Source organism: Brevundimonas sp., from assembly GCF_016463485.1.
Taxonomy (GTDB): Bacteria; Pseudomonadota; Alphaproteobacteria; order Caulobacterales; family Caulobacteraceae; genus Brevundimonas.
Window position 1 is genome coordinate 1 of sequence record NZ_JAEMRD010000124.1, and the last position, 9,518, is coordinate 9,518.

Genomic DNA, 9,518 nt, shown 5'->3' on the forward strand with positions numbered 1-9,518 from the left:
CGGCGCCGGTCGAGGTCGGGATCATCGACAGGGCGGCGGCGCGGGCGCGGTACAGGTCCTTGTGCATCGTATCCAGCGTCGGCTGGTCGCCGGTGTAGGCGTGGATGGTGGTCATATAGCCGCGCTCGATGCCGAACAGGTCGTGCAGCACCTTGGCCACCGGGGCCAGGGCGTTGGTGGTGCAGGAGCCGTTGGAGACGATGATGTCGTCGGCGGTCAGGGTCTCATGGTTGACCTTGTAGACGATGGTCTTGTCGGCGCCGTCGCAGGGGGCCGAGACCAGGACGCGCTTGGCGCCGGCGGTCAGGTGAGCCGAGGCCTTTTCCTTGGTCGTGAAGATGCCGGTGCATTCAAAGGCGATGTCCACGTTCAGTTCGGCGTGGGGCAGTTTGGCGGGATCGCGCTCGGCCGTGACCTTGATCTTGCCGGTGCCGACGTCGATCCAGTCCTCGCCCGTCGTCACCGTGCCGGGGAAGCGGCCGTGGACCGAGTCGAAGCGGAACAGATGGGCGTTGGTCTCCACCGGGCCCAGGTCGTTGATTGCCACCACTTCGATGTCCGTGCGGCCATGCTCGACGATCGAGCGCAGGACGAGACGGCCGATGCGGCCAAAGCCGTTGATGGCGACGCGGACGGTCATGGGCAGGTGCTCCTGAAGTTGGGATTTTTTCGTTGGGCGCTTCAATGGAGCGGGCGCGCGCCGGGATCAACCCCGCAAGCGTAACAAGACGTGATGGATTGTGTCGCCAGACAGCAAAACGCCCGGCTGGAGAACCAACCGGGCGTCAAGTTCGGGCGCTAGGCGAGATCCTACTTGATCTTGCCTTCCTTGAATTCGACGTGCTTGCGGATGACCGGGTCGTACTTGTTGACGACCATCTTCTCGGTCTTGGTACGGGCGTTCTTCTTGGTGACGTAGAAGAAGCCGGTGTCGGCGGTCGAGTTCAGGCGAATCTTGATTGAAGCTGGCTTGGCCATCGGTGCTACCTATGCGACGGCGAAAGCCGCTAAAAATGAGAGCGGCGGAACATACTCAGGAACGCCCGGAAGTCAACGGGCGTGGCGAAGCATTGAACCGGGCCGGTTCGTGGCCCAGTCTGGGCGGATGAAAAACGCGATCACCCTGGCCGTCGCCATCCTGGCCCTCATGGTGCCGAGCCTGGCAAGCGCCCAGACGTCGACGCGCGACGGCTTCTTCGCCAACCTTACGACCCTCTGCGGACAGAGGTTCGAGGGGCGGGTGGTGACGACCGACGCCGCCGACACCGACTTCGCCAGCCAGAGATTGACGATGCACGTACGGGACTGTTCCGCCGACGAAATCCGCATCCCTTTCGCCGTGGGTGAGGACCGCTCGCGGACGTGGGTCATCACGCGGACGGGCGACGCCCTGAGACTCAAGCATGACCATCGCGGGACCGACGGCAAGCCCGACGGTCTGCACTGGTACGGCGGGATGACGACCGCGCCGGGGACCGCCGAACGGCAGGACTTCCCGGTCGACGCGTGGTCGATCGAACTGTTCAACGCCTGGGACGCTTCGGTCTCGACGACCAATGTCTGGGCGGTTGAGGTGCGTCCGGGCCAGACGTTCGCCTATGAACTGCGCCGTGCCAACCGGCATTTCCGGGTCGAGTTCGACCTGACCAAGCCCATCAGGGACTGACCACGGCCCAGGGCGTCAGAGGCCGCACTGTGGCGCAGGCCGGGCCGCCGTCCTTCGCCCGCCCCGGCAGGGTGACGCCCAGGACTGCGCCCGATCGAGCCAGGGCCAGCAGGTCGGCAGGGATGTCGTGGACGTCGATCTTGGCCCGGCGCGAGACGCAGGTCTGGCCATCGCCTGCCTGGCCACCGATGGCGATATAGACGAACCGCCGTGTCGGTCCCTCGCGACGCACGAACGGTCCGCTCAGGCGGCCGTCGTCCGACAGCTTGACCGGCACATCGAAGGTCAGGGGCGCGCCGGTCGAGAATCGAGCGTCCGCCGGAGCGGATTTCTGATCCTGCAGGCTGTAGTGCAGCCCCGCGACCGGGTCGGCGGTGGTCAGGCGCAGGGTGATCTCGGCAGGCATCGGCCTATTCCCGGGTGATGACGTGCTGACCCTTCACCATCCGGACGAAGGGCGGGATCCGATCGGGTTTCGCGCGCCGCTCGGCCGCCTCGCCCAGGATCAGCCGGGTGATGGCGGGCAGGGGCAGGGCCAGCGCCTCGGCCAACGGCAACCAGGCAATCTCGTCCAGTTCCCCCGACCCGGCCGTCGGCTCGGGGGCCAGCAGGGCTGAGACGTCGGCCATGAAGAAGCGCGCGTCGAAACGGCGCGTTCGGCCAGGCGGCGTGATGGCCCGCCCTACATAGCTGAGGGCGGTGAGGTCGGGCAGGGCACCCACGGCCCGGAACTCTCGCCACGGTCCGGCGACGGTGGCGGGCGGTGCAGGCTCCGCCAGCATAAGGCCCGTCTCTTCGAAGGTCTCGCGCACAGCGGTCAGGGTCAGGGCTCGGGCGCGACGGGCGGGGACCTCGCGCTGAAGCCGGGTGAGGGCCTCGGCCGACGGGTCGGTGGCCGAGGCGGCGGTGAAATCCGACCGGTCGATACGACCGCCGGGGAAGACCCATTTGGAGGCCATGAAGACATGGCCCTGAGCGCGACGGCCCATCAGCACTTCGGGCGCGTCTGCGGTGCCTCGAAACAGGATCAGGGTCGCGGCATCCTTGGGGCGCAGGCGGGGTCCGGCAATGCGAGGTGCATCGCGCAGGTCCTGGGCGGCGTCGAACGGTTGGGCTGCGGTTTTCACCCGTTTCAGCTAACCCGTTTTCGCGCTCGTCCCAAGAGTGGTGTTTGGCGCGGACCGATCCCGGTCAACCGCCCGCGTCCTCCGAGGACCCTTGAGCGATTGCGGCGATCTGGTTCTGAAGCGCCTGCCGAACTTCCGGCGAACATTCGCCAGGGGAAACGGCGGGTGCATCCTGCGGCGACGAAGCGTTCGAGACGATCAGGTCCTCGACGAGGCTGGATGCGGCGGCGCGGAGCGGTGGCTCCTCGATCCCACTGACCGCCGTCCTGGCGAGGCCGGCGGCATCGACATCCTGCCATCCGCAGGTGGCGGCCACCTGTTTCAGGGTCTGGGCGGCGCGGATGCCCTGGACGACCTCGGGGTTGCTGGCCTCCAGAGCGGCCAGCGCGGCGTTGCGGCCCGCCTTCTGAACATCGACCTCGCCGCATGCAGTCATGGCGAGGAGGCCGAGCACGGGGAGGATGGTGAAAGAACGCATGATGAAGCCGCCTTGGAGGAACTATGCCGGGCTAACGCGCACGAACCGCTTTCGAAAGCGCGACCCATTGCCTCCGTTCGCAGACGTACGAGCGAACTCGGTGACGATTACCGCCGTTTGCCTTTCCTGACCCCTTTCAGCCCGCCAGACGGCCGGCCACCCGACGGCGGCTTGGGGCCGCCCGGCCGGGCCTTGCCGCGTTTGGGGAAGGACGCGCCGCCGGGGCCGCGATCGCGGGCGCGGACGCCGAGGCGGGGTGCGGCTGCGTTCGGGTCGCGGGGTTCGGGATCGCTGAGCATCTCGAACAGCAGGCCGCCGGTGATCGGCGTGGCCTCCTTCAGCTTGACCTCGACCATTCGGCCCAGGGTGAACCGCTGGCCCGATCGCTCCCCGACCAGGGCGTGGGCGCGGTCGTCGTGGGTGAAATACTCGTTGCCGAGAGAGGACACGGGCACCAGGCCGTCGGCCCCGGTCTCGTCCAGACGGATGAACAGGCCGAAGCGGGTTACGCCGGTGATACGGCCGGTAAAGGTCGCGCCGACCCGGTCCTCCAGGAAGGCGGCGACATAACGGTCCATGGCGTCGCGCTCGGCGGCCATCGAGCGGCGCTCCGTCAGGGTGACCTGTTCGGCGATCGACTGAAGCTCGGCGATCTCCTGGTCCGTGAGCCCGTCCTTGCCGAGGTTCAGCGCACGGATCAGGCCGCGGTGGACGATCAGGTCGGAGTAGCGCCGGATCGGCGAGGTGAAGTGGGCGTAGCGGTCCAGGTTCAGGCCGAAATGGCCCAGGTTGTCCGGCGAATAGTGGGCCTGCATCTGCGAGCGCAGCACCACCTCGTTGACGACCTCGGCGTGGGGGGTGTCCCGGGTCTCGTCCAGCAGCTTGTTGAACCGTTTGGTGGTCGGGGCCTCGCCCTTGTTCCAGGTCTTGCCGATGGTGGTCAGGAAGTCGGCCAGGTTGAAGACCTTCTCCTGACTAGGCGTCTCGTGGACGCGGAAAATCAGCGGCGTCTTCTTCGCTTCAAGCGTCTCGGCGGCGCAGACGTTGGCCTGGACCATCATCTCCTCGATCAGCCGGTGGGCCTCCAGCGACTTCCTCGGCACGATGGCGGCGATGCCGCCGTCCGGGGCCATCAGAATGCGGCGCTCGGCGCTCTCGATCTGTAAGGGGCTGCGCTTCAGGCGGCCCTTCAGCATCGTGTGATAGGCGTTCCACAGGGGATAGAGGATCGCCTCCATGATCGGGCCGGTGGTGTCGTCGGTCCCGCCGCCGTTCTCGACGCCGTCGATGGCCGATTGCGCCTGCTCATAGGAAAGCTTGGCGTGGCTGCGCATCAGGCCGCGATGGAATTTGTGGCCGATCTTCTTGCCTTGGGCGTCGAACACCATGCGCACGGCCAGCGTCGCGCGGTTCTCGCCCTCCTTCAGACTGCACAGTCCGTTCGACAGCCGCTCGGGCAGCATCGGCTCGACCCGGTCGGGAAAATAGGTCGAGTTGCCCTTGGCGCGGGCCTCGCGGTCAAGCGCCGTGCCGGGGCGGACATAGGCGGCGACGTCGGCGATGGCGACCCAGACGATCCAGCCGCCGGGGTTCTTCTCGTCTTCATCGCGCTGAGCGTAGACGGCGTCGTCGTGGTCGCGGGCGTCGGCCGGGTCGATGGTGACGAAGGGGATGTCGCGCAGGTCATCGCGCCCCTTGAGCGTCGGCAGGTCCTGGGTCTCCGCCTCCTTCTCGACCGTGTCGGAGAAACCCGTCGGGACGCCGTGGGCGTGGATGGCGATCAGGGAGGCGGCGCGGGGGTCGTCCTCCTTGCCGATGTGTTCCAGAATTTTCCCGCGCTTCGGGCCATACCGCTGTTCGGATTTCTCGATGGCGGCCAGCACCAGGTCACCGTCACGCAGGTCTTCGGCGAGCAGTTGCGGGATGATCAGGACATCCTTGGAGCGGCGGTCGACGGGCTCGACGCGGGTCTCGCGGTTGGATTTGCGGATCACGCCCAGGACGCGGTTGTTGTCGCCGTCCAGCTTCTTGACCATCCGGGCTTCCCAGCCCTCGGCGGCCCGCTCGAACTTGACCAGCAGCCGGTCGCCCATGCCCGGAGCCGGCCCGGCCTTGCCGGTCTTGTCGGGGACCAGCAGGGCGCGTGGCGCGTCCTTGGAAGCCTCGACCAGCCGGACGTACATCTCGCCGTCGGCGTCCCGCTCGACCACATCGACCACGCCGACGGGGGGCAGGGAACCGGTCTCGGAAAAGCCCTTCCTGCCCCGCTTGCCGAGCTTGCCCTCGGCCTCCAGCTCACGGATCATCTCGCGCAACAGTCGGCGCTCATTGCCCTTCAGCCCGAAGGCGCGGGCAAGGTCGGACTTGTCCGCCTCTCCGGCTTCTCGCAGGAAGGTCAGCAGGGTCTCTTTGTCAGGGAGGCCCGATGCGGGACGTTTAGGTGCCTTGGCCATTCAGTCTTTCATGCCGAGGTCTCGGCGGGATTGATGCAGGCGACGCCGAGGGCGTCCGCCGCTGCCGCCATTCGGCGATCGAGTGTTATCAGCCGGGCATTCATTCGCCGGGCGGTCGCCACGTGGATGGCGTCGGGCAGCCTGAGTTTCAGATCGAAGCGACGGACGAAGCGGTTGCCTTCGGTGATGTCGCCGTCGCGGATCGGAGCCACGGTCGCACTGGTTGCCACCCATTCATCGAGCGCAATCAGCAAGGCGACGGCTTCATCTTCGGTCTTGCGATTCATCATCACCAGGCCGGCAATCGCGGCGGAGCATTCGCCGACGCCGAAGCTGCTGATGATGGGTTCAGCTGACCCGAGCTGAAGATGCGCTCTGACCGCGCGGCTGGTCGGCTCGCCGAGCAAGACCGAGACCAGGGCGCTGGCGTCCAGATAGTCGCTCAAAAGCCCTCGTCACGCATCTGCCGGATCAGGTCTACGGCTGAGATGTCGATCCGTGGCTGCGACTCCGCGACGGCCCTCAGCCGATCCATGGCTGCGCCTCGCTCCTCGATGGACGACACAGGCCTTTCCCGGGCTGCTGCTTTCAACTCGGCAACTGGTTTGCCGTGGCGGGTGATCGTGATGCTTTCGCCCGCTTCAACCCGATCCAGAAGTTGGGTGAAGTTGTTCTTGGCTTCGGCAACTCCGTAGCTGGCCATGACTACTCTCCGATTATGGCTATAACTATAGCCATTTTTCCGCGTTTCACCAGTCAGGCGATGATGTCGGGCAGGATGCGGCTCTCGATCTTCACGATCTCGTCGCGGAGCAGCAGTTTCTTGCGTTTCAGCCGGGCGATCATCAGCTGGTCGGGGATCGGCATGTGGTTCAGCGCCTCGATGGAGGCGTCGAGATCGGCGTGCTCCTGGCGCAGCAGCTTGACCTCCGCGTGAAGCGCCAGCTCTTCTTCGGACAGGAAAGGTTCGTCGTCGTTCATGCGCAGGCCCTGACTCGCGCGATCATAGCCGAGGCAGCGTCAGGCCGGAAGGCGTTCGGCGAGCGCTATCAACGCCTGGCGCGGCACCACGCGGTCCCAGACGCGCGCGACCTCGGCCATGCCGTCGAGGGCGGGCCGAACGGTGCCGGCGATCGAAGGCGAGAGGGCTTCCAGATCGGCCAGCAGCCCGCGCTCCGCCGCCAGTTCCACGACCTTGACTTGCTCGCGCAGCGCCAACCGGGCCTCGGCATTCATGTCAAGGATCTGGGCCTTCAGGGTCGTGCGAACCTTGCGGAGAGGAACGATCGCGGCGTGCTCCCAGGCCCGGGCGGTGTCGCAGGCGGCTTCCAGGGCGTCTGCGTCCGGGCGTCTAGCCGACTTGGCGCACCAGGCGGCCCAGAGCAGCAGGGGCACGTTCTGGGCGTTGACGTCCTGAAGCTGAAGGCAAGCCGCTGCGACGCCCGGTGTCGCATAGGCCGCGACGGCCCATTCCCACAGGCCCTGATCGCTCATCCGGCGTCAGCCGGGCCCTTCAGCCCGCCCCAGCGACGCACGGCCGACCAGTCCAGGCCGAACAGGTCCAGGGCGCGGCCCACCGACTGATCCACCATCTCGGCGATCGACGTCGGGTTGGCATAGAAGGCGGGAACGGGCGGCGCGATGACTGCGCCCATCTCGGCCAGGGCCGTCATGGTCCGCAGATGACCCAGATGCAGAGGCGTCTCGCGCACCATCAGCACCAACGGCCGCCGCTCCTTCAGCACCACATCGGCGGAACGGGTCAGTAGGGTCGAGGTCACGCCGGTGGCGATCTCGCTCATGGTCCGTACAGAGCATGGTGCCACGATCATGCCCAGCGACCGGAAAGAACCCGAGGCAATGGTCGCGCCGACGTCGTTCAACCGGTGCGACACGGTGGCGCGGCCCATGAGATCGTCAGGGGTCAGATCGGTTTCCTGGGACAGGGTCAGCAGGGCCGCACGGGTGACGACCAGGTGGCTCTCGACGCCCAGATCGTTCAGCGCATCCAGCACCCGGACGCCGTAAGTCACGCCGGACGCACCGGAAATTCCCACGACAAGGCGGGGCGGAAGGTTCCGTACGGCTCCGTTCACATCATGGTCCATATTGGCGCTCAGCCTGTCCCGGTCCGGAGCCCGTTAACACCCTGTTGTCGTCACGGACTCGTGATTCCACAGACCGGCGTTCCGGGCGCTCACTACCTGGTCCCTTAGACATGGAGGCGCAAGCCATGACCATCGAAGCTCGTATCCGCGAACTGGGAAACCGTCACCGTCAGCTGGATGAGACCATCCAGCGGGAGGTGCACCGCCCGGCTGTGGATCCGTTGCAGGTCAGGGAGCTGAAGCGAAGGAAGCTCCGGCTCAAGGAAGAAATCACCAGTCTCGAGGCCCGGGCAGGTTAGCCGGGCCCACTCGCGTTGAATGAATGGACGGCCCCGGTGGAGACACCGGGGCCGTTGCCGTTTTCGGACTAGTTGCGCGTACCGAACACCGAAGCGGCCGTCGGTTCGGCGGTGCGGCGCTCTGCGGCTTCGGGGACGAACTCGGGCTCTGCGGGTTCGGCCTCGACCGGCTGGATCGTGTCGCCGCCCTTCTTGGCGTCGTCCTTGTTCTTCTTGGCGGCGGCCTTGGAGACCAGATCGTCGAGCGCCAGCTGGCCGACGAGGCCCAGGGTCACCGGATCGACCGGCTTGATCTGGGGGCTGTTCCAGTGGGTGCGGTTGCGCACGCTCTCGATCGTGGACTTGGTGGTGCCCAGCAGTTTGGCGATCTGGGCGTCGGTCACCTCGGGGTGATTGCGCACGAACCAGGCGATGGCGTCCGGGCGGTCCTGGCGGCGCGAGACCGGCGTGTACTTCGGCGGTGCCTTGTGGGCCTTGAGGAGTTCGGCGTGGCGGCTGACGATCGCCTTCATGCGGTAGTCGGCATTGTCCTGGGCCTTGTCGAGCTCCTCGCGGGTCAGCTGGCCGCCCGTGATCGGATCGACGCCGCGAATGTCGCGGGCCACGTCGCCGTCCGCGATGCCGCGCACCTCGAGCGGATGCAGGCCACAGAAGGCGGCGATCTGCTCGAACGTCAGAGATGTGTTGTCCACCATCCAGACCGCAGTGGCCTTGGGCATGAGGATGTCGGTCATGGGCGTTTGTCCCGGTGAATTTCGGCCCGTTCGCGGGCGCTGGATACGACGGCGCCCGACCTTTCGGCCGGGCGCGATGATCGGGATATAGGCCGTTTCGTCAGAAAAGAAAACGTTGACCGTCAGCCGCCTGAATCGGACATACAGCACAGGTTCATGTTCGGGGATGAACACTGGTCGTCCAGGCGCATTGTGCGTCTTTAGGGATTGTTCTGGAGGGAACGCGATGTTGATTCAAATGAGTGCGGCGGCTGCCGCCATGGCCCTGCTGGCACCCCAGCAGTTCGCGGCGCCTGAAGGCGGCGAACAGCGGGTTGCACCGCGCGGCAGCTATGCCCAGACCTGTTCGGGCGAGTACGTCAATCAGGGTCGCCTGTATGCCGATTGCCAGGATACGCGCGGCAATCTGCGCGGCACCTCGATCGAACTGGCCCGCTGCGCCAACAACGAAATCGGCAACATCGACGGTCTGCTGGTCTGCGGCAGCTTCCGTGGAGACTATGAGCGGGGCAGCAACAACGGCGGCGGCGGGCGCCCCGGTGGTGGCGGCAACAACGGCGGTGGCAACAACGGCGGCGGCTGGGGCGGCAACAACGGTGGTGGCAACAACGGCGGCGGCTGGGGCGGCAACAACGGTGGTGGCAACAACGGCG

Annotated in this window: 14 protein-coding genes and 1 pseudogene; 3 read left to right on the forward strand and 12 right to left on the reverse strand. The window is 66.5% G+C overall.

Annotation, left to right across the window (positions count from 1 at the left end):
* The coding region (locus JHC99_RS14635; protein ID WP_292155154.1) for a type I glyceraldehyde-3-phosphate dehydrogenase at nt 1-640 on the reverse strand (640 nt) is incomplete at its 3' end.
* Between the two features lie 170 nt (nt 641-810).
* Nucleotides 811-978 carry a 50S ribosomal protein L33 gene (rpmG, locus tag JHC99_RS14640; protein WP_131252530.1) on the reverse strand — a complete coding sequence of 56 codons (168 nt, stop codon included), beginning with the start codon at nt 976-978 and terminating at the stop codon, nt 811-813.
* Nucleotides 979-1,105: 127 nt separating this feature from the next.
* On the opposite strand from rpmG, the gene JHC99_RS14645 reads away from it, so the two are divergent.
* A complete protein-coding gene (locus JHC99_RS14645) occupies nt 1,106-1,666 on the forward strand; it encodes a hypothetical protein (protein ID WP_292155155.1) in 561 nt (186 codons plus the stop codon).
* On the opposite strand, the gene JHC99_RS14650 is transcribed toward JHC99_RS14645, so the two are convergent.
* The 9 genes from JHC99_RS14650 to JHC99_RS14690 form a co-directional block, all read right to left on the reverse strand.
* A complete protein-coding gene (locus JHC99_RS14650) occupies nt 1,656-2,072 on the reverse strand; it encodes a DUF5990 family protein (RefSeq protein ID WP_292155156.1) in 417 nt (138 codons plus the stop codon). The two genes, JHC99_RS14645 and JHC99_RS14650, sit on opposite strands and share 11 nt — an antisense overlap.
* 4 nt (nt 2,073-2,076) lie before the next feature.
* Nucleotides 2,077-2,793 (reverse strand): NUDIX domain-containing protein, encoded by a 717-nt coding sequence (locus JHC99_RS14655; RefSeq protein ID WP_292155157.1) that lies wholly within the window; start codon nt 2,791-2,793, stop codon nt 2,077-2,079.
* A 64-nt stretch (nt 2,794-2,857) separates the two neighbouring features.
* Entirely contained in the window at nt 2,858-3,271 is a 414-nt protein-coding gene (locus JHC99_RS14660) for a hypothetical protein (protein WP_292155158.1), read from the reverse strand.
* 107 nt (nt 3,272-3,378) lie between these two features.
* A complete protein-coding gene (gene rnr, locus JHC99_RS14665) occupies nt 3,379-5,724 on the reverse strand; it encodes a ribonuclease R (protein WP_292155159.1) in 2,346 nt (781 codons plus the stop codon).
* 8 nt (nt 5,725-5,732) lie between these two features.
* A complete protein-coding gene (locus JHC99_RS14670; protein WP_292155160.1) occupies nt 5,733-6,170 on the reverse strand; it encodes a type II toxin-antitoxin system VapC family toxin in 438 nt (145 codons plus the stop codon).
* Nucleotides 6,167-6,427: a type II toxin-antitoxin system Phd/YefM family antitoxin gene (locus JHC99_RS14675; RefSeq protein WP_292155161.1), complete on the reverse strand. Its 261-nt coding sequence runs from the start codon at nt 6,425-6,427 to the stop codon at nt 6,167-6,169. The genes JHC99_RS14670 and JHC99_RS14675 overlap by 4 nt, the downstream gene beginning before the upstream one ends.
* Nucleotides 6,428-6,480: 53 nt before the next feature.
* The gene (locus tag JHC99_RS14680; protein WP_292155162.1) at nt 6,481-6,705 is read right to left on the reverse strand and encodes a DUF465 domain-containing protein; all 225 of its coding nucleotides are present in this window, start codon (nt 6,703-6,705) and stop codon (nt 6,481-6,483) included.
* A gap of 39 nt (nt 6,706-6,744) precedes the next feature.
* Nucleotides 6,745-7,218 (reverse strand): TIGR02444 family protein, encoded by a 474-nt coding sequence (locus JHC99_RS14685; RefSeq protein WP_292155163.1) that lies wholly within the window; start codon nt 7,216-7,218, stop codon nt 6,745-6,747.
* The gene (locus JHC99_RS14690) at nt 7,215-7,832 is read right to left on the reverse strand and encodes a UbiX family flavin prenyltransferase (protein WP_292155164.1); all 618 of its coding nucleotides are present in this window, start codon (nt 7,830-7,832) and stop codon (nt 7,215-7,217) included. Before JHC99_RS14690 ends, JHC99_RS14685 begins: the two co-directional genes overlap by 4 nt.
* A 125-nt stretch (nt 7,833-7,957) precedes the next feature.
* Between JHC99_RS14690 and JHC99_RS14695 the strand changes: the two genes are divergently transcribed.
* Nucleotides 7,958-8,131 (forward strand): DUF465 domain-containing protein, encoded by a 174-nt coding sequence (locus tag JHC99_RS14695; protein ID WP_292155165.1) that lies wholly within the window; start codon nt 7,958-7,960, stop codon nt 8,129-8,131.
* A gap of 68 nt (nt 8,132-8,199) precedes the next feature.
* On the opposite strand, the gene JHC99_RS14700 is transcribed toward JHC99_RS14695, so the two are convergent.
* Nucleotides 8,200-8,865, reverse strand: coding sequence for a cell cycle transcriptional regulator TrcR (locus tag JHC99_RS14700; protein ID WP_292155166.1), 666 nt, complete (start codon nt 8,863-8,865; stop codon nt 8,200-8,202).
* A 226-nt stretch (nt 8,866-9,091) separates the two neighbouring features.
* Between JHC99_RS14700 and JHC99_RS14705 the strand changes: the two are divergent.
* Nucleotides 9,092-9,518 (forward strand): annotated as a pseudogene (locus JHC99_RS14705) (hypothetical protein); the annotation flags it as partial.